At 41.3% G+C, this 24,978-nt stretch carries 21 protein-coding genes; 7 read left to right on the top strand and 14 right to left on the bottom strand.

Features of this window, described 5'->3' with window-relative positions:
- Window positions 1-83 precede the first annotated feature (83 nt).
- Entirely contained in the window at window positions 84-1,430 is a 1,347-nt protein-coding gene (locus ACXAFE_RS21220; protein WP_475157717.1) for a hypothetical protein, read from the bottom strand.
- A gap of 285 nt (window positions 1,431-1,715) precedes the next feature.
- Between ACXAFE_RS21220 and ACXAFE_RS21215 the strand changes: the two genes are divergently transcribed.
- The 4 genes from ACXAFE_RS21215 to ACXAFE_RS21200 all read left to right on the top strand — a co-directional run bounded on the left by ACXAFE_RS21215 (window position 1,716) and on the right by ACXAFE_RS21200 (window position 6,142).
- The gene (locus ACXAFE_RS21215) at window positions 1,716-3,875 is read left to right on the top strand and encodes a TonB-dependent siderophore receptor (protein WP_475157714.1); all 2,160 of its coding nucleotides are present in this window, start codon (window positions 1,716-1,718) and stop codon (window positions 3,873-3,875) included.
- 69 nt (window positions 3,876-3,944) lie between these two features.
- Entirely contained in the window at window positions 3,945-5,048 is a 1,104-nt protein-coding gene (locus tag ACXAFE_RS21210) for a PepSY-associated TM helix domain-containing protein (RefSeq protein WP_475157712.1), read from the top strand.
- A gap of 178 nt (window positions 5,049-5,226) precedes the next feature.
- A complete protein-coding gene (locus tag ACXAFE_RS21205) occupies window positions 5,227-5,502 on the top strand; it encodes a hypothetical protein (protein WP_475157710.1) in 276 nt (91 codons plus the stop codon).
- A gap of 49 nt (window positions 5,503-5,551) precedes the next feature.
- Window positions 5,552-6,142, top strand: coding sequence for a CBS domain-containing protein (locus ACXAFE_RS21200; protein ID WP_475157708.1), 591 nt, complete (start codon window positions 5,552-5,554; stop codon window positions 6,140-6,142).
- 68 nt (window positions 6,143-6,210) lie between these two features.
- On the opposite strand, the gene ACXAFE_RS21195 is transcribed toward ACXAFE_RS21200, so the two are convergent.
- The 9 genes from ACXAFE_RS21195 to ACXAFE_RS21155 form a co-directional block, all read right to left on the bottom strand.
- The gene (locus ACXAFE_RS21195; RefSeq protein WP_475157707.1) at window positions 6,211-6,435 is read right to left on the bottom strand and encodes a DUF3955 domain-containing protein; all 225 of its coding nucleotides are present in this window, start codon (window positions 6,433-6,435) and stop codon (window positions 6,211-6,213) included.
- An 83-nt stretch (window positions 6,436-6,518) separates the two neighbouring features.
- Complete coding sequence (locus ACXAFE_RS21190; protein WP_475157705.1) at window positions 6,519-7,427, bottom strand: SMP-30/gluconolactonase/LRE family protein; 909 nt, start codon at window positions 7,425-7,427, stop codon at window positions 6,519-6,521.
- A 9-nt stretch (window positions 7,428-7,436) separates the two neighbouring features.
- Complete coding sequence (locus tag ACXAFE_RS21185; RefSeq protein WP_475157704.1) at window positions 7,437-9,845, bottom strand: beta-N-acetylhexosaminidase; 2,409 nt, start codon at window positions 9,843-9,845, stop codon at window positions 7,437-7,439.
- Window positions 9,826-10,767, bottom strand: a complete 942-nt coding sequence (locus ACXAFE_RS21180; RefSeq protein ID WP_475157702.1) for a sugar kinase — start codon at window positions 10,765-10,767, stop codon at window positions 9,826-9,828. Before ACXAFE_RS21180 ends, ACXAFE_RS21185 begins: the two co-directional genes overlap by 20 nt.
- A gap of 41 nt (window positions 10,768-10,808) precedes the next feature.
- Window positions 10,809-12,245, bottom strand: coding sequence for a sodium:solute symporter family protein (locus tag ACXAFE_RS21175; protein WP_475157701.1), 1,437 nt, complete (start codon window positions 12,243-12,245; stop codon window positions 10,809-10,811).
- A 46-nt stretch (window positions 12,246-12,291) separates the two neighbouring features.
- A complete protein-coding gene (locus tag ACXAFE_RS21170) occupies window positions 12,292-12,678 on the bottom strand; it encodes a RidA family protein (protein WP_054980188.1) in 387 nt (128 codons plus the stop codon).
- Window positions 12,679-12,735: 57 nt separating this feature from the next.
- A complete protein-coding gene (locus ACXAFE_RS21165) occupies window positions 12,736-14,196 on the bottom strand; it encodes an N-acyl-D-amino-acid deacylase family protein (RefSeq protein WP_475157699.1) in 1,461 nt (486 codons plus the stop codon).
- A 2-nt stretch (window positions 14,197-14,198) separates the two neighbouring features.
- The gene (locus ACXAFE_RS21160; RefSeq protein WP_475157697.1) at window positions 14,199-15,071 is read right to left on the bottom strand and encodes a MurR/RpiR family transcriptional regulator; all 873 of its coding nucleotides are present in this window, start codon (window positions 15,069-15,071) and stop codon (window positions 14,199-14,201) included.
- Window positions 15,072-15,088: 17 nt separating this feature from the next.
- The gene (locus tag ACXAFE_RS21155; RefSeq protein WP_475157696.1) at window positions 15,089-16,315 is read right to left on the bottom strand and encodes an amino acid deaminase; all 1,227 of its coding nucleotides are present in this window, start codon (window positions 16,313-16,315) and stop codon (window positions 15,089-15,091) included.
- Window positions 16,316-16,730: 415 nt separating this feature from the next.
- Here ACXAFE_RS21155 and ACXAFE_RS21150 point away from each other — a divergent pair, with 415 nt between their 5' ends.
- The 3 genes from ACXAFE_RS21150 to ACXAFE_RS21140 all read left to right on the top strand — a co-directional run bounded on the left by ACXAFE_RS21150 (window position 16,731) and on the right by ACXAFE_RS21140 (window position 22,001).
- Entirely contained in the window at window positions 16,731-19,766 is a 3,036-nt protein-coding gene (locus tag ACXAFE_RS21150) for a TonB-dependent receptor (protein WP_475157695.1), read from the top strand.
- Between the two features lie 171 nt (window positions 19,767-19,937).
- Complete coding sequence (locus tag ACXAFE_RS21145; RefSeq protein WP_475157693.1) at window positions 19,938-21,461, top strand: tryptophan halogenase family protein; 1,524 nt, start codon at window positions 19,938-19,940, stop codon at window positions 21,459-21,461.
- Window positions 21,462-21,539: 78 nt separating this feature from the next.
- Entirely contained in the window at window positions 21,540-22,001 is a 462-nt protein-coding gene (locus ACXAFE_RS21140) for a SixA phosphatase family protein (protein ID WP_475157692.1), read from the top strand.
- Window positions 22,002-22,153: 152 nt separating this feature from the next.
- Here ACXAFE_RS21140 and ACXAFE_RS21135 read toward each other — a convergent pair whose 3' ends face one another.
- The 4 genes from ACXAFE_RS21135 to ACXAFE_RS21120 all read right to left on the bottom strand — a co-directional run bounded on the left by ACXAFE_RS21135 (window position 22,154) and on the right by ACXAFE_RS21120 (window position 24,742).
- Window positions 22,154-22,765: a DsbA family protein gene (locus tag ACXAFE_RS21135; RefSeq protein ID WP_475157690.1), complete on the bottom strand. Its 612-nt coding sequence runs from the start codon at window positions 22,763-22,765 to the stop codon at window positions 22,154-22,156.
- A gap of 9 nt (window positions 22,766-22,774) precedes the next feature.
- Window positions 22,775-23,395 (bottom strand): hypothetical protein, encoded by a 621-nt coding sequence (locus ACXAFE_RS21130; protein ID WP_475157689.1) that lies wholly within the window; start codon window positions 23,393-23,395, stop codon window positions 22,775-22,777.
- Entirely contained in the window at window positions 23,388-23,945 is a 558-nt protein-coding gene (locus ACXAFE_RS21125) for a sigma-70 family RNA polymerase sigma factor (protein WP_475157687.1), read from the bottom strand. Before ACXAFE_RS21125 ends, ACXAFE_RS21130 begins: the two co-directional genes overlap by 8 nt.
- Before the next feature lie 155 nt (window positions 23,946-24,100).
- A complete protein-coding gene (locus ACXAFE_RS21120) occupies window positions 24,101-24,742 on the bottom strand; it encodes a TonB family protein (protein WP_475157686.1) in 642 nt (213 codons plus the stop codon).
- Window positions 24,743-24,978: the final 236 nt, after the last annotated feature.

Here is a 24,978-nt window from a genome sequence, read left to right as displayed (position 1 = left end):
AAAGTAGCCTAAAATGTGAAGTGTGTGATATTAACGCTGCCAAACTTAGTTTAGCAGCGTTAAAAATAAGAATTACGCTAAAGTTAAAGCTTAATGTCAGAAAGTTGCGAAAACTTAAAAAACTCATCAGCCTTTAGGTCGACACGTTCTTTGTTTTTAAATTGTTCCATTCTTAGCAACGCAAACAACATATTATATGGTGCTTTATCCCCACCAACTTTAACAATATAAAAATCAGAACCCGATGGTAAGTTGAATGTACCATCAGGTTGAATCGTCGATTCTTGTTCGATGTTTTCTAATAATTTGCCGTACAGATAATATTGTTTAGCACGCTCTAACTGAGACGCTAATAAACTTAATTTGTCTTTTTTGATGGTTTCTTTTGTAACAGCTGAGGCCTTCGCTATATAGTCTTTACCTTGATGTGCGGTGCGCTCAAGCTTGTTAAGCTCGTGTTTCTCTGCAAAGTCGAAACTGCGAGATTCCAGTACTAACGCTGGATTATTTCGATTAACGCTATTTCGTTCGGTATCCAATGCAACTTTTTCCTTTCTATAAATTGCATAAGACGAAGCGGCATTGCGGATTAAATCCTTATCCGTTTCACTTAGAGATGCCAAAAGGCGTTTTTGCTGTTCGAGGGTTTGGCCTAACGTTTTAAATACGGGGCAGAAAGTCTTATTTTGCACTGTTACACGTTTACTATAGACATAGGCCTCGAAGCGTTTTGCGTCAAAGCGATTATTCTCAATAATATATTCACGACAAGATTTAGCTGACGGCTTACGGTACTCGTATACTTTGTATGGGGAAGCTCGCTCTATCACCGTTGTTGGTAAAGTTGCTACCCCAATATCATTTGGACCAAACTTTTTAAATACGTTTACCACTTTCTCATTATGTTGGTTAAATTCATTTAACAACTTATCTTCTCGCTGTTGAATATCACCTCTTATATTTTTAAGTTTCATCTTTGCGTCATTAGCACGCTGCATTTTGGCTTGCAATTCATCATAACGAGGTTGAATCGATATTAACGCTTGCTTCATTTTATTTAGATTATCTTGACTCTCTTGGTATTCCGCATCAATGAGCGAATCTAAATCAAAGTTTGTATCAGCCAACAGGTTTGAGTTGCGAGCATCAAGATCGACATACTTTGAATCTACAAATTTATTTCTTAAATCTAATAACTGCGGTTCAGTTAACGTAGAAATGTCATTTAACTCAGCTTCGAGTGCCTTCCAGTCGGCAAACATTGCAGGAGTAACTTTAAAAATGTTTGACGATTTAGCAACATATTTTGACGATATAAATTGATTACCTTCGAATTTACCTGACTTTGGGTAACTATCGAAGCAGCCTTGTAAAGTAAACGATAAGCATACAAGACCTGCGACCTTGAGGAAGTCCTTTTTGATTTGCATATTAATATCCTTATTAAATTCTTAAGCGGGTTATCGAAGAACCTAGAGTTTGTAAATGCGCTTCTTAAGCTCAGTCGATACCACGAAACAACCTTATCATTAAAATTTATTGAAGCAAATCAAAGATTATTGCATGCATCTAGCCTATCCATTACCTACAAAACTATATTTTTATATTAAATGAATACTATTGTTCATAAATAATCAACAACAGTATTGAGATCGATTATCATTTGGATTACGATACGCAACAATTTTAATTACTTGTGAATTTAGGTCCCTGTTATGAAATCGCGTGCTTTTAAACTAAGTACTTTATTTGTTGCCACTTCTTCAGTATTCGCCACCCCGCTTTTTGCTAACGATGAAACAGATAAAAGCATCGAAAAAATTGAGGTGTTGGGAAAGAACCACTCAAACTACCTTGCCGTTGAAGCAGAAACCGCTTCAAAACTTGGTATTTCGATTAAGGAAACGCCACAATCTGTACGCGTAATTACTCGAGCCCTTATGAACGACTTTTCACTTGATGATGTGAATCAAGTACTTGAAACAACTCCGGGCGTTTCGGTTGAAAAAATTGAAACCGATCGTACTTACTACAAGGCACGCGGTTTTGATATCACCAACTTTCAAGTAGACGGGTTAGGCTTACCGCAAGAAAGTGGTGCACTGCAAGGCACACTTGATACAGCCATTTATCAACGAATTGAAGTGGTTATGGGTGCAAACGGCATGATGACAGGTGCCGGCAACCCATCAGCTACGGTTAACTTTATTCGTAAACGTCCAACCGATGATCTGCGCGCCAATGTGTCAATTACTGCGGGTTCTTGGTCAAATATGCGTTTGGATGCAGATGTGTCAGGCCGCTTAAATGAATACGCAGCAGGTCGTGCTGTAGTTGTTAAACAAAAACGTGATTCATACCTTGACCGCTACAGCGTTGAACGTGACGTATTTTATGGTATTGCTGAATTAAACTTAACTGATAGCACCACATTAACATCAAGCCTTACCTACCAGCAAAATGACGCTGATAGCCCACTTTGGGGTGCGCTTGCATTATTTGATTCCGAGGGGAACCCTACCGATTACGATACCTCTACTTCTACCGCGGCTGACTGGGCGTATTGGAATAACACGTCAAAACAAGCATTTGTAGAATTAGAACAACTTGTGGGTGATAACTGGAGTGTGATCGCACGTTATGCGCATACTCAAACCGATCAAGATTCAAATCTATTTTATGTTTATGGTACGCCAGATGCGCAAACGGGTTTAGGTTTAACCGGTTATGCCAGCGATTATCAATTAACCGATCGCCTTAATCTATTTGATGTGTATGCCAAAGGAAGCTTTGAATTATTCGGACAAGAGCACTTAATTGCAGCTGGTGCGAGTGTTGCCGATATGGCGTATCAAGATAGCTCGCTATACGATTACACGACCGGAAATGGTTTCCCAGCGATGCCAAATCTAAATGAATGGGATGGCGTAGCACCAGTACCGGTATTAAAAGACGGCTTAAATGGTTCTCGTGTAGACAGTGAACAAGTTTCAGAATATGTCTCTGCGCGCTTCTCGATTACAGATGATTTAAAACTACTTGCAGGCATTCGTCACACCGCTTGGGAAACTAACGGTTTATCATACGGAAAAAACAAATCTCGTGATGTGAGCGACACGACATCTCACTTAGGTACTGTGTATCAAATCAACGACGATATTAATGTTTACGCATCGTACAGCGAAACCTTTGCTCCGCAAGCAGAACAAGATATTAACGACCAAACGCTTGACCCTATTAGTGGCGATACAAAAGAAATTGGTATTAAAACTGAGTTATTTAACGATTTAATGATGTTAAATGTGGCTATTTTTGATGCTGAACAGAAAAACATCGCGATTGGTGTTACCAAAGATCCAAACGGTAACGATAACGATAACGATGATGGAAAAATTCAGTACCATAGAGCTGCACCTGGTATTCAATCGCAAGGTTTTGAACTTGAATTAAGTGGTGAAGTTGGGTTTGGTATTAGTGCAAACCTAGGCTATACCTTCACTGATATTGACGTATCGGATACAATTAATTCAGGCAATAAAGACGCGCAATTAGTAAAAGACTATACGCCAAAACAAGTATTTAAACTTGCTGCTAAATACGATGCGACTTTTGTTGATGGCTTATCATTTGGCATGAACATGCGTTGGCAAGACGATATTAGCCGAGTGCAAAACGATACCCCACTTATTGTTACAAAACAAAACGCCTACGCACTTGTGAATATGATGGCAAGCTACGAAATTAATTCGCAAGTAAGTGTTACAGCTAACGTAAACAACGTATTTGATAAAAAGTACGTGAATTCACTTTACTGGGCACAAGGTTTTTATGGTGCACCGCGTAACTACGCACTCTCACTTAACTGGTCACTATAACAAAACTCAAAACGTAAAGGTCGCGCTATGCGGCCTTTTGTTGTTTTTATAAACGGACGTCACCGAATTATGAAAAAGAAACTCCATCTTTGGCACCGCTACTGCGGTTTAGTCATTGCCCTGCCGCTTATTATAATTTCGCTTACGGGCAGTGTTTTAGTTTTTAAAGAAGAAATTGATCACTTAATTATGCCCGAACTGGCAAGTGTGAATGCTTCACCTGGAACTCGGCTTAGCTACGATAACTTGCACACAACCATCAAACACAATTTACCTAACTATGAAGTTGGCAGCTGGGAAATATTTGATGATGGGCAAACCGCTGATCGGGTATACGTACTCAAGCACGGTACAGATGAGTGGTTTAAAGTCTATTTAGATCAATACCAAGGCATTGTTAGATCAACGCCACAAGCGGTCGACCATTACCTTACAGACTGGCTGTTAGATCTACATTACAAATTTTTGATTGGCGAAACTGGCCTTTGGTTTACAGGCACTATTTCGCTTATTTTAATGTTTATGGGCATTTCAGGCCTCATTATTTACCGCCAGTTTTGGAAGAAATTTTTTACCTTACGCTTAAAGGTTAAGCGCATCGCTTTTTTTAGCGATCTACATAAACTAGTCGGAATTTGGTCTGCGCCAGTGCTGCTTATTTTAGGTTTTACAGGCGTATACTGGAATATATCTGAAATTATTCATCATGAATTTGAGCACGCTGATGAGCCACCACATTTAGTTAAAGGGCCACTATACAACCATCAGCTTTCACTCGATAACTTAATGCTAACCGCGAAAACGCAAATGGGCGGCTTTAGGGCAACTTATTTAATGTTTCCTTTTGAGCCCGATTTACCGATAACGTTTTTTGGCGATGTGGCAAATACCAGCTTTGTTACAAGCGAATACGCGTCAACAGTAAGCTTTGATAAAGAGACTGGAAAACAACTGCCTAATTACGATATTCGTGAAGCACCGTTCTTTTTAGTTGCGGTAGATAGCTTTCGCAAGCTACATTTTGGCTATTTTGCAGGGTTACCGAGCCGTATAATTTGGTGTTTAATCGGTTTAACACCGCTTATATTTGCGATTACCGGATGCTATTTGTGGCTTAAACGCAGAAAGCCTTCACGACGCAAGCAAGCTAGAAGTGAATTAGCATCTGCCTAACCAAGTATTTTTGCCGAATATAAATATATTCGGCAAAAATTAGTCTTAAAGAAACATAAAGTTAGAACCTTCCAACATTTAAAATTAAAAATAAAATAAATCTTTATTAAAATAAATATTGAATTATCTACCAAACAGACCCACTATTAAATTAACAGTAATTTTTAAGTTGTAAATTATGCTTCGTTGGTTGTTTGTCGTTACAGTAGGTGTTTTGGCGCTTAGCTTAAGCACCACGACAGCTATAGCAAGCGATAGCCAAGCAACCGTTATTTGTGTTGATAACGCTGAAGACTTAAACCCAAACCAACTTGATTTTGACGATGTCGCGTTAGACGTCAGCTCAAAAAACGCCATAGCGTTAAGTTATTACCAACCCAACCAACTATCACAACCTGCGATTCAATCACGCATCGCGATTAAACTAATAAGAGCACCACCTAAAACCTGTTAGCTTTTCATATTTATCTTAATTCTAACAGTTAATAAATAAGGTGGTCGTTATGAACCAATTCACTTCATTTTCAACAAAGCCGCTTCTCGAAGGCGCAAGCTTATTTGCACAAGTTCATGTAGACACTAGCGTGTCACTTTCAAGCCCTGCTTCATTTGTAATGCATGGCTTTCACCTTGAGCCTTTGCAGTATATTGATATCGATACTAATTTAGACGATGCAAACCGCATTTTGGAAAAAACCCATATGCGCACCAGCTTTGTAGTAGATGGACAAAACCAGCTTAAAGGCGTGATTTCAAAGGCGCGCTTAGCAAGCAGTTATGTACTTAAAATAGCAAGTAAAAAAGGCTTAACACGTGCACAACTTACGATTGGTGACATTATGGTGAGATTAGAAGAGATTGCTACTGTATCGGAAACAACACTTGCCAATGCCAAAGTGGGTGATGTGTTAAAAACCATGGAAAAAGCGAGCTACGAATATTTACTGGTAACCGGTGCTAATCAAAGCGAATTACGCGGCTATTTTGATTTAATTGATATTGCAAAAATCACAGGCTATTCACTTAATCAGGCAAAAAGTGCCAAGACTTTCAGTCAAATAGTTGATTCACTAGTCAATCACAGTGAAATATAAATCAACAATCGCCCAGAATTTACTGGGCGATAGCTTAACGATTTTAACAACAAGGAGGTGGTTAGCAATCAGCTAAGTTGTGAACGGCCACCAGCTTTTATTTTTAAGGCAATAAAAACCACAAGCAACACGCTGCCTAGCATAAAAAAGCTCAGTGAAACGGGAATAAGAAAAAACGCCTCCCTTAAAAACCCATTTTCATCAACCGTAACTCCAGTAAGTTGATAAGCAAAATACGCGATTAATGAGAAACTAAAACACACTATTGCAGGCCAAACTTTTTTAAACAACATTTTTATCTCTAATAATTGTATTCTTATCTGTAGAGCTTGTATGCGCTAAAAAGTTGCAATAATTTTCACCTATTCTTAACGAGTTACAAGTTAAAGGCTCTACCAGCAATATCCACATTAAAGGTTTCAATGGCGCCGCGTTTTTGCATGGTTACAAACACGGTTTTGCCATCTTTGCCACCAAACGCCATATTAGTTGGAAATTGCCCTTTCAGTTTTATTTCTCTTAGTAAATTACCTTTTGGAGAAACCACCGCAATAACACCTGCGCCATAGCGTGCAATATATAAGTTACCCGCTTTGTCTGTGCGCATACCATCAAGGCCAAAATCGTCAAATTCAATCAGCAATTGTTTATTAGAAACATTGCCTTGGCCGTCAAGATCATAACGCCATACTTTACGCTGCACACTTTCGTTCACGTAAAGGGTTTTATTATCTGGGCTTACTTCAACACCATTGGTGGTGCCCATGTTAGCTTCTAATAAACTCGTTTCGCCTTGTTGATTAACACGCCATAAATTACCAGTGCTGGTTTGCCAGTTTGGGTCGCTCGCAAATAAAATACCGTTGTCCATAATGGCGAGGTCATTTGGTTGATTCATTTTTGCATTATGGGCAAACACCTTAACTTTGTCTGTGAGCTCGCCGCCTTGCGCTAAGTCTTTCGCGGCAATTATCAGTACATTGTGATTAACGTAGTCAGCAATATACATGTTGCCTTTTTTATCAAAGCGAATGCCATTACCGATGGAGCCATTTTTAAGCGTAACGAACGTCTCAACATTATCTTTACCAAGCACTTTACCGATAGTGCCTTGGTGTTTGTAATTCACCGCATATAACACACCTTGCGAGTCAACCGCAGGGCCCTCTACGCCATTGGTAAACGCATTATCTTTCACCCAGTCACAGGTCTCGAATAACGTGTTACTGCTTGCATGGGCGGCAAATAATGCCAAAATTACTGCACTTGCTATGTTTAATTTCATTGTTATTCCTTATTGTTCGGTGCAAGCAAGATAGAGATCTCGCATTGGATAAATACCTGCAATCACAAGTTCGTCTGTGCGTTTTTGTAAATCAAGCAATTGCTCGTCTAACCCGGTGCCCTTTATTTCACCTTTACACACTCTCACTACCTGTTGTGAAAGCCCAATAAATTGCGTTAGTGATACAAGCGTCGGTTTTAGCTCGCTTAATTTTTCACTTGATGAGAGGGTTTCATCCCCCTTTTCAAACGCTTTTTGCCACTTTATTAATTGCTTATCTAATTGCGTAAGCGAGTCAGCATCACCTGAGATATAGGCTAATACCCAGCGTTTAATTTGGCGTATTTTCTCGCTTTCAACGTTTAAATAATCAACAAATAAATTAAGTGGCGCCTCTTGATGATATTCATCGTTTAAATATTTAATATGGTGGCGCGTGTAGTAATGAGCCGGTTCTAGTAGTGCTGCCATAGAATTAAGAAGAGCTAACGTTTTCGCTTTTTCTTGTTTACTAAGCGACTTAGAAAGCTGGCTTTCAAAGCCACTTTGTTGCTGCGATAAATGCGCTGCTCCAATCACATTTGCAGCAAATGTATTGATAAAGGCCAAGCGCAAATACATGCTGTTTTCATCGGTATTTTCTTTATTTGACCACAAGCGCTCGCTTATCACATACAAACGCGGCCAAATGCGCAAATCAATATTGTCATCGGTCACCATTTCGCTCCAAATAGTCGCTTCAGCACCTAAAATATTTGCTGCATTTTTGTTTTTTATTGGTCGCAATAGGGATATTTCTGAGGGTGCATTGAGCATTGATAATTTAACTGGGTAACGGCTATTACCAATCATCACAGCGCTAGTTTCACCTTTTAAATCAAACTCAAAGGTCAATGGCCCCATCCAACTGTCCATTTTTGCTTTAAATGCATTTGTTGATTGATTTGGAGCTTTATTAACTAACGCCAACTGATGGTGGTTATTGTTAAGTTTAATTAAGACCTGCTCACCTAAAACAATCAGTTCACCTTTAACATCACTGCCTTTTAAGCGGTCAATCACAAACGACTTTGCCAATAACAGAGACTTTGATAAATCAACCTGTGGCAATTTGCGTAGAGGATCATTGCGATAGTGATAGTCGCTGTATTGCGGCTGATCAATATAAAACCCTGTCGATAAAATACCTAAGTGGCCGCTATTAGCTACTTCATTCAATGAGTCATGACCGCGCCATGATTGCACTACAATATCTTTCGGTAAATCTTGATGAAAAATCTCATCCCAGCCCATCATTATTCGCTGATGTTTTGCAATAATAGGTTGAATTTGAGTATTAAAATAATTCTGCAAATCATGGCCGTTTTTAAGGGAATGCCTGGCCATTAGCGCTTGAATATCCTTATTATTTAGCCACTGCTCAGGTTCAACTTCATCACCGCCAATGTGTAAATACTGATCAGGGAAAATAACTGTCATTTCTTCGATTAAACTATCTACAAACTGGTACACCTCAGGTTTTGAAATATCAAGCAAAGGTTTAAATACGCCCCAATGACGCTCCATTTCATACGACTTAACGTCTGCCATAAGCTCAGGATACGCAACGGCAATGGCACTAGCATGACCCGGCATACCAAACTCAGGCACCACTCGAATACCTAAAAGAGCGGCATACTCAATAACGTCCTTTACCTCACTTTGCTTATAAAACAGGCCATCAGAGGCCATATCAGTAAGCCGAGGAAACCGTTTACTTTCAATGCGCCAGCCTTGATCGTCCGTTAAATGCCAGTGCAGCACATTTAATTTGGCAGACGCCATAGTACTTAACTGACGTTTGATGGTTTCAATGGATATAAAGTGTCTTGCACTATCAATTAATAACCCACGCCAAGCAAAACGAGGCGCATCAGTAATTATTGTATGAGGTAATATCAGCTGATTGTTAAAATGGTTTGCCGCTATTTGTATGAGCGTTGTTAACCCATGCTGCGCGCCGAACACGGTATTGGCGTTTATTGTGATGCCATTTTGGTTAATCACTAATTGGTAACTTTCGTCGTTATTGAGCTGTGGCACCAGCAAATCGCTTTCCTTGTCGCGCACAATGACTTTAAGCGTCGCGTTACCTGGCGTTTGCTTTTTATTATTCGCTAAGTCTATTAAGGTGACTTTGTGCTTTGCTATGCGTGTTAAGTGCAATTCTAAACGCTTTGCTTGAAATTCTTTTCGCTGGTCACTAAGTCCTTCAAATGAAAATTCAATTTGACTAGGTAAGCGCAGTTCACCCGTTTGCCTTTCAAAAGATTGTGGTAGTGGCATTAAGCTGGTTTCAGCAAAAAGTGATGAGCTAAACAGCAATAAACTACACAGCTTTACAAATACACATGCTTTATTAATAAAATGTATCGACACCTAAACACTCCTGGTTCGAAAGTTTGGGAAGAAAATGAGTTGGAATAAGCGCACCATGCTGCTGAATCACCGAAACCGCTACCTGATGCGCAAAATGCGCGGCACTTTTCGCATCACGCCCAATTAACATTGCCGCTAAAAAACCTGCAGCAAACGAATCGCCCGCAGCGCAGGTATCGATAACTTGCTTGTGGGTAAGCTGCTGTGCTGCCACATAAACCAATGAGTCATTGCCCACTTCTTGAATCACACAGGGTCCTGCACCTTGTCGAATAACAAGGGTTTGCCTTGAGCTCTGCCCTTTGAAGTGTAAATCAATAATATCGCTCACCGATTGTGTGCCATAAACGGCATATTCATCGTCATTGGTTAAAAATGCGATGTCGGCAAGTGCCATTAACGAAAAATAGTCCTGAATGGGCGATATCGACTGCCAAAGCGCTGGGCGATAGTTATTATCAAAATAGATGATGCCGCCCTTCGCTTTAAATTGGTATAGTGCATTTATAAGCAAAGCTCGTTGCTTTTCATCTAAAATGGCAAGGCTTATGCCCGACAGATAAATGGCATCCACCTGTTTTGTTTCAAGCACTGTAAGTAATTTGTTAGATAACGATAAATAATCTCGTGCCGCACTATTTTGCCTATCAAAACGAAAAGAACGCTCGCCACAATCATTCACATCAACCCAGTATTGCCCTAATGTTTTTGTTGGGTGGTGCGCCACAAAATCAAGCTGTATTCCAGATTGTGTCATTAATGCTTTTAGCATTTCACTTTGCTTATCATTGCCAATGGCTGTTGCGTAATAGATTTGAGTTGGCGCTTTTGTGTGATCACAAAGCAATTGACTAAGGTAATAAGCGGTATTAAAACTATCGCCGCCAAAAAACACATCACCATCAGCACGATGCTCAATCATACACTCACCTAAAAACACAATAGAATTAAATGGTTGCAACATCACATTAGCTCCACTGCATTTTTCTGCACTATTTTTGATGGCGTTTTTACTTGTGTAACTAGGCTCACAACAATGCCAAAAAACGCGCCACTTAATACCGCCGGCATTGAAGGGTTACCAAAAAATGTAAGCCAATTTGGGTTAAAGCCTATTAGCGCTGCTGTTAATGTGCTCGCTACTAAAATTGCAATACTGCCTTGCCATGTAAGCTTTTGCCAAAAACGACCAAGCAACCCCATTACAAACAAGCCACACAGTGCGAGCGAGATCATTTTCGTGATGTAAGTAATAATATTGTTCGACAAAAGAGCGAATAGCAGCGCGATAGTTACCGTTATTATCATCGCAAAACGCGAAAGCATAAGCTGATGAGCATCGCTTAGTGGTGCGTCACTAAACCACTGATAAATATCACTGACAAACACGCTTACTCCGGCAATGGCATCGGAGCTTGCGCTCGATAAAGTTGCCGATATACCTGCCAATAAAATAAGCCCGCCCAATAACATAGGTAATGTATTCAATGCGATATACGGAAACGCATACGCAGGATTATGTAAATTTCCCTTAATCAAATAAGCACAAATACCGATAATTGCAGGTACCAGTGAAAATCCTAAATACAGCACACCCGACAGTACAAATGATTTACGAATACTGCTGACGCTATCACCAGAATAAATACGCTGGCGAAATGAAGGCGTTGCCATTACCCCCACCAGCACCGCAAAAGACATAGAAATAGCGGGTATAAGACCGATGTTTTGGTAGGAAAATAAACCTCGATCATTGACCAATTGGTTGTTTTGTACCGCTTGCCAACCACCAATAGAATCGATGGCAAAATAAGCCATAAGTAAAAAGCCGACAAATAAAATTACCGCTTGAATGGCATCGGTCCACACCACCGCTGAATAACCGCCTAAGGTGACATAAATGGCAAGCCCAATGCCGATGATTAACTTCGCAGTGGTATCATCAATGCCCGTAAGCCAAGCTAAATACATGCCGCCACCAATTAAATGCGCGCCTAACCAGCCTATACTGGCAGCATAAATAATCACAGCGAGCACTTTTTTCACATGTGCGTTGTTGCCTACATAGCTCGCAAGCTCTTCACTCATGGTGGCAAATTGTTGTTTGCGCACTGGTGCAAATACCCAAGCCAATAACAATATTCCCACAGCACCACCTATGCCGTAGAGCGCACCGGCCCATGCATTTTGATAGGCAAAGCCCACGGCCCCCATTGATGAGCCTGTACCCACCATAGTGGCAACCGTGGTGCCGAGCGTTAGAAACAAAGGCACTTTTCGCCCCGCTAACAAAAAGTCGCTACCGGATTTTTGCCAGCGTGAAACAAACCAACTAATTGCAATCATGGCAAGCAAGTAAACAAAAAATGCTACCAAATACGTCATTTGCTCAGATGTCATAAGTGCCCCTATTTTTTATTGTTTTAATGGCGTGTAATATCTTTGCTTATTGCCCTTTGTAGCAGGTCACATCCACTTCCACTTTACAGTCCACAACTAGGTCTGCCACCATGCAAATACGGGCTGGCGGATGCTCACCAAATACTTCGGCAAACACTTTATTAAACGACTGAAAGTAGCGAGAGTCAGTTAATACCACAGATACATGGGTTACTGTTTCAAGGCCATATCCTGCCTCGGTCATAATGTCGATACAGTTTTGTATGGCTAAGCGCGATTGCTCAATAATGCCACCTTCGACCACTTCTCCATCGCGCATGGGGGTTTGACCCGATACTTTTAACCAACCGCCCGCTTCTACTGCGCGTGAAAAAGGTAAATGTTGGCCACCTGTGCCTGTGCCGCCTTCGGCGCCAATGCGTCTAATTGTCATAATTTCCTCTTTTAAATGCTGCGTTGAGAACCGCCTCTCAACATTTCAAAATTCTTATTAAGTGCGTGCTAAAAATCGCCCTGATCGACCATATTGCTTAACACTTAGTGCATCAACTCCCTCAACAAAGCTTACTTTGCCGTTGACCCATACACGCTTAATGCCATCAGCTTGTGCTTGAGGGTTTTGATAACTGGCGTTATCGATAATCGCGTTTGCATCAAATAAAACTAAATCAGCAAAGTAACCTTTCGCAATTTTGCCGCGATTATTGAGTTTAAACTGCGATGATGGCAGCGCTGTCATTTTGTGGATAGCCAATGCCAGCGATAGCGTTTGCTGCTCCCTTGCGTAATGCCCTAATACTCTTGGGAATGTGCCCCATAACCTCGGATGCGGGTGTGGATCGCACGGTAAACCGTCCGAGCCAATCATGCTGTTTTCATAACTTAAAAACTGTTTTACATCGTCTTCTAGCATGCAGTGATAAACCGCACCTGCGGGCTGTAGTTTTTTAGCCGCTTCCATTAATGGCAACTGCCAGTTATTAGCTATATCACGCAAGCTTTGTTCAGCCATTTCAGGATGGGTTTCAGACCACGTAATATAAATCTCGGTGCTGTCAGTAACCTGATTTAAATCAAGCGTGCTTGAGCTCGCAGCATACGGATAACAGTCGCAACAAGCGGGCTGTGATTGTCGTTTATCTTCTAGATGCGCTAATACTTCCTCTGCTCGGCCCCAATTATCAATGCCAGCGCATTTTAAGTGGGAAATAATCAGCGGAAGCTTTGCTTGTTTCGCCGTTGCAAATGCTTCATCCATAGCATTAATAATGCCTTGAAATTCAGTGCGTAAATGTGTGGTATACACACCTTCAAAAGGCGTTACACATTTGGCAAGACGATTCACTTCTTCACGACTTGATGCTTTAGCATTCGGATATGCAAGCCCAGTACTTAACCCCAATGCACCCTGCTCCAGCTGAGTACACAGTAACGACTGCATTTGGGTAATTTCTTGTTCTGAAGCCGCTTTTGATAAATCATCCATTACTTGCGCACGAAGGCTAGTATGGCCAATTAATTGGGCAAGATTAACGCTTGGCTTTATGTTGTCGAAAGCACTTCTAAAGTCCGCTAAATTGGGATATTCGAAATCTGCTTTCTGCCCCAATAAATTAATTGGATCTACCGGCTCAATATCTGCAGCATAGGGCACACTACTAATACCACAGTTGCCTGCAATTACCGTAGTTACACCTTGGCTTACTTTGCATAGCATGTTCGGGTTACGCAGCACTTCTAAATCATCGTGGGTGTGTACATCAATAAAGCCAGGTGCAAGCGTTAACCCCGTAGCATCAATATCTTGCTCTGAATACAAGTGAGTACATTCGCCAAGCGCAATAATGCGGTCGTCACTTATGGCAACATCGCCAACAAAACATTCATTTAGCTCGCCCGTGTAAACAGTCGCATTACGAATCACAGTGATAGTGTGGTTATTATCGCTCATATTTAATCGCCTAGCGGAAAGCGAGTGTCAGCAGGTGGCGCGTCGCTATTTTGATTACGATGCTGATCTAATTGAATTTTTAAACGACGCAGCTTTTCTTTTGAGCGACGCTGATTTTTAGTTGCCACTTCACTCGATAAAATATCAATCGCAGCCATCATTGCATAACGGGCGGCACTTGGCTTAAAGATGTAATCACTTTCTTGCGTTTTAATCGGCAAATGCACATCTGCAATATTGGCAAGTTCACCTAGTGGGCAAATGGCAATGATATTTGCACCGTACTCTTTTGCGATACGCGCTGCATCAATCACATCTGGCGAAACACCACTTAACGATAAACACAACACCACATCATTTTTATTAATGGTTGATGCGGTCATACGCATCATCATGGGATCAGAGTGGGCGTTACATAACACATCTAAACGAAATAAGCGGTTTTGACATTCCATCGCCAGCATACTGCTGCCGCCACCTACGCCAAAAATCAAACAATGGCGTGTGTCACAGATTGCCTCTGCTGCGGTCATGACAGCTTCTTCGCTAATTAATCCTACATTAAGCGCTAAAATTTCTTGAATGGATGAGTAAACATGAAAGATATCTTTCTTTTCGATTGGTTCTGAAGTAATGAAACGCTCACCGATCGCAGCCGATTGCGTGATCTGAAACTTTAAATCGCGCACATTTTCACAACCTAAACTTTTAGCAAGGCGCGTAATACTCGCGTGACTCACATTGGCTTTATCTGCCAGCTCATTAATTGAGGCAGTGGCTGCAAATTCAAGATTACTCAAAATCAAGTGAGCAACTTTGTCTTCCGCTGGACTAAAGTGCCCTAACCCTTCTTTTATTTTGTTAATAATATCCATGTGTTACTGCTTCCTAACTAAAAAAAGGTGGAAATGGTTTTGCGAATTACCCAATCATCATCGGCGATTACTACCTGACGCCATTTATCAAAGGTTAAACACGGATGAGACGTCGAAAAACAAACCATGTCACCCACTTTCAAATTGCAGTTGTCAGGCAAGGTTAGCATGGCATGCTGATCCATAATTTTAACGGTTTCAATTAAGGCATCAGCCGGTTGCAATGTTTGGTTATCAACATGATAGATTAATTCTGCTTTTGGTAAACCTGCGTCAAATGCCACATCACGTTTACCCAAACCGACAATGGCAAGTCCTGCCTCGGGACGTGATACAACATAGGCCCACACTGTTAGGCTAGATGCTAAATCACCGGTAACATCACACGCTAATTGGCTTCGTGTCATTACCGCATTTTGTGCGTCTTGATAAATGCCAGTGTCATGAATTAAGTAGCAACCAGGACGAATCACTAAGTTAAAGCTCTCTTGGTGATTATGCTTGGCTAACGTCTTTGCGACGACGTCATACCAAGCAGAGCCTGCGCCAGTAATAATGGGTTTATCTAAACTAAGCACATTTTGCTTTTTAAGTGTGCTTGTGAGTTGATAGATCTCCTCTACGAAATTGGTGACTTTTTCAAGGGCATTACTACCGCCAATCACCCCTTCATAAAAACCAACTCCTGCGAGTTTTAAACTTGGGTGCGCTTTACATGCAGCTAAAAATGCATCGGTATTATTAATATCACGCCATCCGCAGCGGCCGCCTTGTGCACCAATCTCTAATAAAATGTTAATTGATACTTTTCGCGCATCAAAAAAGCGGGCTATTTGCGTGGCGTTTTCCACCGAATCTACAAAACAGTAAAATTCTACATCGGTACTTTCGAGCAAATGGGCTATTTGTTCAAAGTGGTATTTTCCAACCAATTGGTTTGCCAAAATAATTCGTTTAACACCGTGATTTACTGCGTTAAGTACTTGCGCAACCGTTGCAAGGGTAATGCCCCAGGCACCGTGCTCAAGCTGCATTTTAAAAAGCTCGGGTGTCATAGTGGTTTTACCGTGGGGGGCTAAGTTTACTTTAGCCTTTTGACAAAAGTCACTCATCCACTTTACATTGTTATTGATGGCAGACTGCGATAGCACTGCAACCGGAAAACTCACTTCTTCACGCAATATATGCCAGCCATCATGTGTCAAGGATTGTGGATTTCCCGCACCTTTAACTACTTCATTCATAAAACTTGTTACCAAATTGCTAACAGCGAAACACCCAACTAATACAATTCTATTCAATCTAGATGCATTTCAAACAATTTTGTTATCAAAGCGTTGCTTTTTTAATTATGTTAATGTTAAAAAGTAACAAGTTCAAGGGTTTTATATGTTACTTTTTAACATTCGAGGTAACAGACATTCACATTTGAACTAGGTGAGTCAACTTTCAAGTATCAGCTAAACTGGGCTGTTGTTAAGAGTTTAGTGCTGCGTGAATTGAGCTGTAAAACGCATACATTACTGATGAAGTTACGACCCTTTTATTATTTTTTTGACAGCACATGACAACGCTGTCAGTAAATTAAACAAGTAATCACAACAATAAGGTTTCTCGGAATTATTTTCTGATAGAACTAAACACTAATAGGGGAAAACTGTGTCCAACAGAACATTTAAACGAAGCGTGCTGTCTTCAACAATAGCGGTAGCTCTCTCTGCCGGTTTCGCACAAAACGTTATCGCTGAAGAAAAATCATCAGCCGAAGCAGAGATGGAAGTTATTCAGGTTAAAGGTATTCGCGCCAGCACCGTTAAAGCGATTAATACTAAACGTTTTGCACTATCACAAGTTGACGGTATCGCGTCAGAAGATATTGGTAAATTACCCGATGTTACCATCTCAGATTCTCTGCAACGTATCACTGGTGTACAGGTTGAGCGTGCTGCCGGCGAGAGTGGCCCTGTACAAATCCGTGGTATGGCACAAGTTGATACAACACTTAATGGCGAAGTATTTTTAAGTGCGACAACCATTGATTCATCAGGTGCTGATTTTGGTGACTTACCATCACAGCTTTTTTCAGGTGTAGATGTTTATAAAACAAGTCAAACCAAGCGCACTGCATCTGGCATTACAGGCTCTGTTGATCTTAAAACACGTCGCCCATTTGATATGAGCGAAGGTTGGACAACCAATGTTGCAGCCGATGTAACACAAGGTTCAATTAGTGACGAAGCCGATCCAAACATTAACGGCCTTGTAAGCTACAACGCTGAAAAATGGGGCGTTTTGTTCTCTGCCGTAACACAAGAAGCAACCCTTGCGACCGATTACAATGGTTACTTTGATACCTCTGAAAATGGCGGTATTGGTGCGGCAAATAACAACTTCACATGGGGTCAAAACCCACAAGGAAACGACGTTCGTCACGTTGTACCACAAGGTTTTGCAGCATTTAATAAACAAGAAAAACGCGAACGCCAAGGTTTCCAGTTTGCATTCCAAGCAGATTTAAGCGAAGGCTTTGAGCTCGTATTCGAAGCATTCTACACCGACCAAGAGCGTTTTAACGAACGTCAAGGTTTATCACATAATAACCGCTGGTACACTTTTAACGACTACGCTTATCCAACAGATACCGGTTGGACTGGCGACACCTTCACCGATGAAGAGGGTAATGAATGGGGCGCAGTAAATGATTTCCTCCTTAAGCCATGGCGTCTACAAACCTTTACGCAGGTTAACAATAACTACGAAACGTCAACCAACTTAAACTTAGAGCTTAATTTTAATAACGGCGGCCCACTGTCTGGACAAGTACGTGTCACACGTGCACGCGCTGATGCAAGCATGCGCCATGGTTATGGCGAAGGAGACGTATTAAGTATCGATCGCGGCACGCTAGTAACGGGCCCTGGTCAGTTTACGCCAGCAGAGTTCTGTGGTGCAGGTGATACCATCGTTGGTGATCAAGGCGGTTGTTATGCGCAATTTTCGCCAGGCGGTATCGAAGATGATTCGTTCTTACTACGTTACGATGCGTCAGGTGACTCGCCAGTATTTAGTGGCTTTGATCAACTGGTTAACGGCGGTCAAGGTTTAATGAGCGTAGCTGATTATATGGGCAGCTTAGATTCATATCACATCGGTGCATTCTCATCAGAAGGCAACACCGATGATGTTGGTGAAGTTAACACCTTTAGCACTAATTGGAATTACCAGTTTGACGATATGCCATTTATCACCAGCGTTGATTTTGGTGTGCGTTTTATGGAGCGTAAAGTAGACCACGATCAATTCACTTACACCTCTGAATTTGGTGGCGGCTGTGATATCGCGCAGTGGAAAGCGGTAGACCAATATAACACGCTTGAAACCTGTGAAGATAATCCTGCTGCGGGTGAATACTTAACGGAAGACGTAGGTGATTTAACTGCAGGTACTTGGGTACCATACACCATTATGCAACCTGCTCGCCTAGACACGTTTACTACCGTGAGCCAAATGTCAAACTTTGGTAGCGTAAAAGGTGTGCCTACTATGTGGGCAATTGATCCAAGCAACTTCCGCGACCCGCGTCAGTTCCATTTAGATACCTTCGGTAATGTACAGCGCATTGAAAATGCCGGTGCTTCATACGACGTAAACTTGCAAGAATTCAGCTATTTCGCACAAGCTAACTTCGAATGGGAAATGATCCGCGGTAACTTCGGTATGAAGGTCATTGAAACGGATATTTATGTTAAGCAAAATCTAGTAGGTCCTAACTTACCGCACTCTGGCTTAGGTCCAGATATTGGAGACGTGGTAACCGAGCGCAGCTACACTGACTACCTACCTTCGTTAAACGTCACTGCAGACATCACTGAAGAAGTGATTTTACGTGGTGCATACTCTAAGAATATGCAAGCACTTGATCTTGCGAGCTGGGGCGGTGGTAAAACTGTGGGTAAAGCAATCGATGGTTCATGTGACTGTTTACGCGTAGTAAACGGTACCCTCACAGGTAACCCAGCACTTAACCCATGGCGTTCAGAGAACTTCTCGCTCTCTGCTGAGTGGTATAATGGCGATGCATCGATGATGTTCTTAGCATTCTATAAAATCGATATTGAAAGCTTCACTAAGAGCGACACAGTATGGATTGACGAGCCAGATGATGATGGTATTAGCCGTGGTCCATGGCCATTTGATACACAAGTTCAAGGCAAAGGCGGTAATGTTCAAGGCGTTGAAGTAGGTATGAAAGCGGCCTTTAGCGACTACATGGATATTGCTATTCTGAACAACTTTGGGGTTGATGTTAACTATACCTTTAGTGACAGCAGTCAAGATGGCAAGCGTGTGAGTGGCGGTGAAATGCCATTCGTTGGTAACTCAGAGCATACCTACAACTTTGTACTTTGGTATGAGCAAGAAGAGTTTTCAACACGTTTAGCATGGAACTCACGTAGCCCACGCTTAATGACTGTTGGTTCAAGCGCCGTAGGTGGTCAAGCACTATTCCAAGATGACTATACACAACTTGATTTCAGTGCAACCTACCATGCAACCGATTATTTAGACATTTACTTACACGGTTCAAACATTACAGAAGAAGTTCAACAAACTTACCTTGAATTCTCTTCACAAAAAGCGTTCCGTAACGAGTATGAGTCGCGTTGGACCCTTGGTGTTAGGGCAACTTTCTAATCCTTGTTTTGAATTAGGATTTGGTTGAAATAACACTTTCTGCCCCGACTACCGCCTTTCGGCGGTAGTCTTTTTATTTGTCGCAATACCAAGACAGAATTGATATAAAAACAGCATCGTCAATAACACAGCAAGCATCACCCAATTTAGTCAAAACCCAGAGGACAATTTATGCAGTTAACCCAAAACCCCATTGAAAAGTTTGTTATTGTCGGTGGCGGCACCGCGGGCTGGCTTGCTGCTGCAACGCTTGGCAATATTTTTAAAGACAGCAACACCCAAGTAGAGCTGATTGAATCAGACGAAGTTAATATTATAGGTGTCGGTGAAGCCACTATTCCGCCGCTCATTGATACTCTTGAAAGCTTAGGTATTGATTTAGTTGAGTTTATAAAAGCCACCCAAGCCAGTTTTAAATGGGGCATTCAGTTTGAAAACTGGTATCAAGAATCACACAGTTATTTTCACCCCTTTGGGGAAGTTGGCCAAAAAATTGATGGTCACGAGTTTTACCAATGCTGGCTAAAACAAAAAGCCGAAGGCGATACCACACCACTAATGGCCTATTCGCCAGAGGCGGTATTATCTGAAAAGAATCGTTTTTTTGTACCGCATCAAGCGATGAATACGCCACTTGCAGGCGCCCGCTTTGCCCTTCACCTTGATGCTGTGCTGGCAGGGCAATACTTACGTAAATTCTCTGAAAATATGGGTGTAAAACGTACCGTTGGTCACGTGGAATCCATTAGCAAAACCCTTGACGGTAATATTGCGTCTGTCACATTAAAATCAGGCGAGACAATTAACGGTGATTTTTTTATTGATTGTACAGGCTTTAAAGGCTTACTGATTGGTAATGCACTGAATACTGAGTATCAAGATTGGTCTGAACATTTACCCTGTAACCGCGCAGTTGCCGTCCAAACTAAACTTACGGGTGACACCAAGCCGTATACCGTTTCGCGCGGGCAAAAAGCCGGTTGGAGCTGGCATATTCCGCTGCAACACCGCACTGGTAACGGCTATGTATTTTGCGATAAATACATCACCGATGAAGAAGCGATTCAAACCTTGCTCGAGAATGGTGACGGCGAGCCGCTAACCGAACCAAGAGTGATCCCGTTTGTTACCGGTGTGCGCGATAAAGTGTGGAATAAAAACTGCCTATCGCTTGGCCTTGCCCAGGGTTTTTTAGAGCCGCTAGAATCCACAGCAATTCATTTAGTATCTAAATCGCTGGCACTGTTTGTACGCATGTTTCCAACCAAAACAGCAAATCCAGTACTGCAAAACGAGTTTAACCGTCGTATTATTGGCGATTATCAAGAAATTCGTGACTTTTTGGTGCTACATTACTGCACCACACAACGAGATGATTCGCCGTTTTGGCGCGACTGGCAACAAAAGCAAATTCCGGCAAGTTTAGCCACACGCATCGAATTTTTTAAACAAAGCGGTGGATTGATCCCTGGTGTTGAAGAGCTATTCCAACCCACCAGCTGGTATGCAGTGTTTGATGGTATGGGTGTGGTACCCAATGGCTACAACCCAACCTTAGATGCCCTTAACAGTGAAATGCTGGCAAAAAGCCTAGCGGCTGGCAGAAATGCACTTGAAAAATGCGCTGAAGCACAGCCCTCACACGATGAATTTTTACAAAAGTATTGCCCTGCTGATGAGGCGATTTTTAACTAAATCGCCCTTTGCTTTTGTAAAAAGCTCAGTTAAAGTGACTAGAATTATTTCACGTATGTTGTAAAGGGCTTAGTTATCATGCGTTTATTAGCTTTTATTGTTGGTTTATTGTTTTCTCAAGCGGTGTTTGCAACACCTGACACGCTATTTTTGTTGCGTCACGCAGAAAAGCGCGATGGTATTAATCCAAACTTGTCTGAGGCGGGTAAAGCCCGTGCAGAGCACCTGGTTAGCATGTTAAAAGACAAAAAAATTAAGCACATTTTTAGCACTAATTACAACCGTACCTTAGAAACCGTAAAACCGCTTAGTCAAAAATTGGGCATTGTAGTTACCCATTATAATCCGCGTCAGTTAACGGCCTTGGTTAAACAGCTAAAAACATTAAAAGGCAATACCGTGATTGTTGGGCACAGTAACACCACACCACAATTGGTAAAATTATTAACCGATCACGATGTCACCATTAATGAAGATCAGTTTGATAAGCTGTTTGTGATTGAAGGCGGTACGTTAACCCTGCTTAGTTCTAACAATTAAACGATAGCTTTGGGAAACACCACACATTGGGGTTTGTTCATAAATACGGGTGACTCATTATTGAAAACCCGTATTATTTAGCTTATTAAATACAACACTACTAGCACTTTTCGAAAATCCGGCCACCAAACACACCGCGCAAATACCGCCAATTATTGTGAAATACGGTTAAATCGCTGTGCTAATTCGTTAAATGTGCGAAAGCCAAGGGCCAATGGGTAAGCTCGATTACTCTCATCAAGGTAAAACAGAGCGGGAAAACCGGTTACGTGTAATTGCTGTGTCATAGCAAGGTGCTGTGTCAGCGTTTTTTGCGTTTGCTCAGAATTAAGGGCATGAACAAATTCATCTTTATCTATTCCAATCTCAATGGCACATTCAATGAGGGTGTTTTCTAACGATGGGTTTTGCGCTTTTTGGTAATACGCAATTTGAATTGCATTGACCATTTTTTCGGCGCCATTTTCCAGTAAGTCATTCGCCACAATCACTGCGCGACACGTTAAATAGGTTGAGCGATACGGCGTATTGCAGTGCCAATAATCATGGTTAAATGTCACCTGTGTTTTCGCTTCAATTTGCAGCCAATAGGCGGCAATTGTCTCGCGCATTTGCTTACTCATCGGCTGGTTATTATCAGGGGCAAGTCCACCCATTACCCATTCAATATCGATATTTGAATGTACCTGCAAAAACGCTTCTAGTTCAGGTTTAAACCCGTAACACCAAGCACACATTGGATCCATTACATAAATAAAACGCATATTTTCACCTTAACTACACACACTAGCTTTACCTGCTTTACGCAGCGCATAAGGACCACCCTGCTCATCTAATACCAACGCTAACCACTGACCCGTGTGCGTACTATCAAATAAATTCGAAGACGCCATTAATTCAGCAACAACCTCGCGTTTTATTTTTATTAAAGTAGAACCATCACAGCTCTCTAAATGCCAATCTAGTTGCGTATTAAGCACCTTAACGGTCATTATATTTGTATTATCTGATGCGTTGTTAAAGCGTCGATTTAAATTCGCTATTTGCGCATTACGGTCATTTTCTAACGCATTTTTTTGAGTCGTAATAGACCAACTTAGTGTTTCTGATTGACGTTCTACTACAGCCACTTGATAGTAATTTGCTTCATTAATCTGGCTATATTGAGGCGTAGCCTCACGCTGCACTTGATTAAACACGACAAATCCGAGCATCGTTAACGCTGCAATGCTCATGGCAAATTGAAGGCGATAAAAAAGTTTAGATTTTGGTTTTTTTATCGACTGAGCAATAATGTTATCGCTAAATTCACGCCTCTGCTTTACGCTTGAGTGCAGTTGTTGTTTGCGCTTTTTATAGAGCGAATCAATTAGTTCGTCTGCTTTATTACTCATCTACGTACCCTTTCAACATATTGCGTAAATTTTGTTTTGCGTAGCGTAGTCGTGATTTAATTGTCTCAAACTCGCACCCTGTAATATGTGCAATTTCATCAACCGAAAACCCTTCTTTTTGTAGAATAAACGCTTCTCGTTGGTAAAAGTTGAGTGCGTTAAGCGCACTATCAAGCACTGCCAACATGTCATCGCCGCTCACTTCTTGTGATTGGCCGCATACTAGCTGCACATCATCTAGCTGGGTGAGTTTGTTTTGGCTACGAAATTCATCAATCAGTAAACGCCTTGCAATCATAAACAACCAAGATTTAAACGAAATTGATGTTTTAAACAACGCTTTCTTTTCAATCACTTTAAGCCATGTTTTTTGACTAATATCTTGCGCAAGCACTTGATCTGACTGACTTACCAAAAAATGATACAAATCATCATAATAAGTATCTACCAATTGATTTAAATACCGCTTTTTCCCAGAATCACGGTAACGCACCATGATTTCCTCTGCGCTGAGGTCTGCACTAAGCCAAGTAGTCAAAGTTAACAACATCTATAACGACTCCTTTTGCTCGTTGATCCAACTTTTGCGTAGACGCTGTGTTAGGGGTTAAGCGTATTTATAAAAAATACGCCCATAAAGTTTTTTAAAAAAACACAATAAATCATTTACATTCGCAAAAACAATCCCCTAAACATGACAGCACTTTATTCTTGCGCTAATTTAAATTCAAGCAACACTGACTGGTTTGTCTGAATATGTGCCACCCCGTTATCAATCGAGGGTTTATACTTCCAGCGTTTTAACGCCTTAAGTGCAGCAGTATTAAAAACACGTTTAGGTTCAGCAGCAATCACTTGCGCATCGATAACACGGCCGGTTTTATCAATACTAAACGTCAACTCCACCCATCCCTCAATGCCATCGCGAGCTGCACCTACAGGATACTTAGGTGGCACACGCACAATTGGGCTTGCCTGCCCACTTTGCGACATAAGGCTAGGCGCACTGCTTGGCATACTACCAATAGACACATTTAAGTTGGGTGCAAATGTTAACGGAACATTGCTCGACGCATTTGCTGGCGCTTCCATAACACGTTTCGGGGGCTCTGTTAACTTTGGTGGTGGTTGAATTTTAGTTTTCTGCTTAACCTCTGAAATTTCGCGCGCTTGATATAAAGCAATATCAATAATTGGTTTGGGCGCATCAACAACTCGATTTGGTGATTTTATTAAAAACTGCATAAACGCGAACAAACTAAATGTCACAGCCAACGCAGCAATAAAGCAAAGTGCTAGTTTTAGTATCGGAGTTTGTGACTCGAAAATATCAGGTTGCAATAACATAGGCTTTCCCTTTTTTTAATTGAGTTACCTATAAAACGCAGCGCCATACTAAAAGGGGTAAAATTTTTTTAATAATTTTGAGTTTAAACCTCAACCTTTCAAATTATAAGCAGTTATCAACGTATTACGGCCCGTTTTGGTGCAATAAAATCAATAAAAAAATAGTTAAGTTAACGCCCATTTCTTTCTAAAACTTTTTAAACCTTTTTAAGCCCAACTACGACTTATTAAATAAC

This window comes from Pseudoalteromonas sp. ABV4_021 (assembly GCF_056159365.1).
Note: the sequence above shows the minus strand (reverse complement) of the source record. Positions and strands in the feature narration are given on the sequence as shown.

Bases quoted from the DNA above. Each gene is read 5' to 3' on its own strand.
- ACXAFE_RS21210 (WP_475157712.1), top strand. From the start codon at position 3,945: ATGAAAAAGAAACTCCATCTTTGGCACCGCTACTGCGGTTTAGTCATT.
- ACXAFE_RS21170 (WP_054980188.1), bottom strand. From the start codon at position 12,678: ATGACAATTAGACGCATTGGCGCCGAAGGCGGCACAGGCACAGGTGGC.
- ACXAFE_RS21135 (WP_475157690.1), bottom strand. From the start codon at position 22,765: ATGCGTTTTATTTATGTAATGGATCCAATGTGTGCTTGGTGTTACGGG.
- ACXAFE_RS21190 (WP_475157705.1), bottom strand. From the start codon at position 7,427: ATGAAATTAAACATAGCAAGTGCAGTAATTTTGGCATTATTTGCCGCC.
- ACXAFE_RS21195 (WP_475157707.1), bottom strand. From the start codon at position 6,435: ATGTTGTTTAAAAAAGTTTGGCCTGCAATAGTGTGTTTTAGTTTCTCA.
- ACXAFE_RS21180 (WP_475157702.1), bottom strand. From the start codon at position 10,767: ATGATTGAGCATCGTGCTGATGGTGATGTGTTTTTTGGCGGCGATAGT.
- ACXAFE_RS21125 (WP_475157687.1), bottom strand. From the start codon at position 23,945: ATGTTGTTAACTTTGACTACTTGGCTTAGTGCAGACCTCAGCGCAGAG.
- ACXAFE_RS21145 (WP_475157693.1), top strand. From the start codon at position 19,938: ATGCAGTTAACCCAAAACCCCATTGAAAAGTTTGTTATTGTCGGTGGC.
- ACXAFE_RS21165 (WP_475157699.1), bottom strand. From the start codon at position 14,196: ATGAGCGATAATAACCACACTATCACTGTGATTCGTAATGCGACTGTT.
- ACXAFE_RS21155 (WP_475157696.1), bottom strand. From the start codon at position 16,315: ATGAATGAAGTAGTTAAAGGTGCGGGAAATCCACAATCCTTGACACAT.
- ACXAFE_RS21220 (WP_475157717.1), bottom strand. From the start codon at position 1,430: ATGCAAATCAAAAAGGACTTCCTCAAGGTCGCAGGTCTTGTATGCTTA.
- ACXAFE_RS21140 (WP_475157692.1), top strand. From the start codon at position 21,540: ATGCGTTTATTAGCTTTTATTGTTGGTTTATTGTTTTCTCAAGCGGTG.
- ACXAFE_RS21200 (WP_475157708.1), top strand. From the start codon at position 5,552: ATGAACCAATTCACTTCATTTTCAACAAAGCCGCTTCTCGAAGGCGCA.
- ACXAFE_RS21175 (WP_475157701.1), bottom strand. From the start codon at position 12,245: ATGACATCTGAGCAAATGACGTATTTGGTAGCATTTTTTGTTTACTTG.
- ACXAFE_RS21205 (WP_475157710.1), top strand. From the start codon at position 5,227: ATGCTTCGTTGGTTGTTTGTCGTTACAGTAGGTGTTTTGGCGCTTAGC.
- ACXAFE_RS21120 (WP_475157686.1), bottom strand. From the start codon at position 24,742: ATGTTATTGCAACCTGATATTTTCGAGTCACAAACTCCGATACTAAAA.
- ACXAFE_RS21130 (WP_475157689.1), bottom strand. From the start codon at position 23,395: ATGAGTAATAAAGCAGACGAACTAATTGATTCGCTCTATAAAAAGCGC.
- ACXAFE_RS21215 (WP_475157714.1), top strand. From the start codon at position 1,716: ATGAAATCGCGTGCTTTTAAACTAAGTACTTTATTTGTTGCCACTTCT.
- ACXAFE_RS21160 (WP_475157697.1), bottom strand. From the start codon at position 15,071: ATGGATATTATTAACAAAATAAAAGAAGGGTTAGGGCACTTTAGTCCA.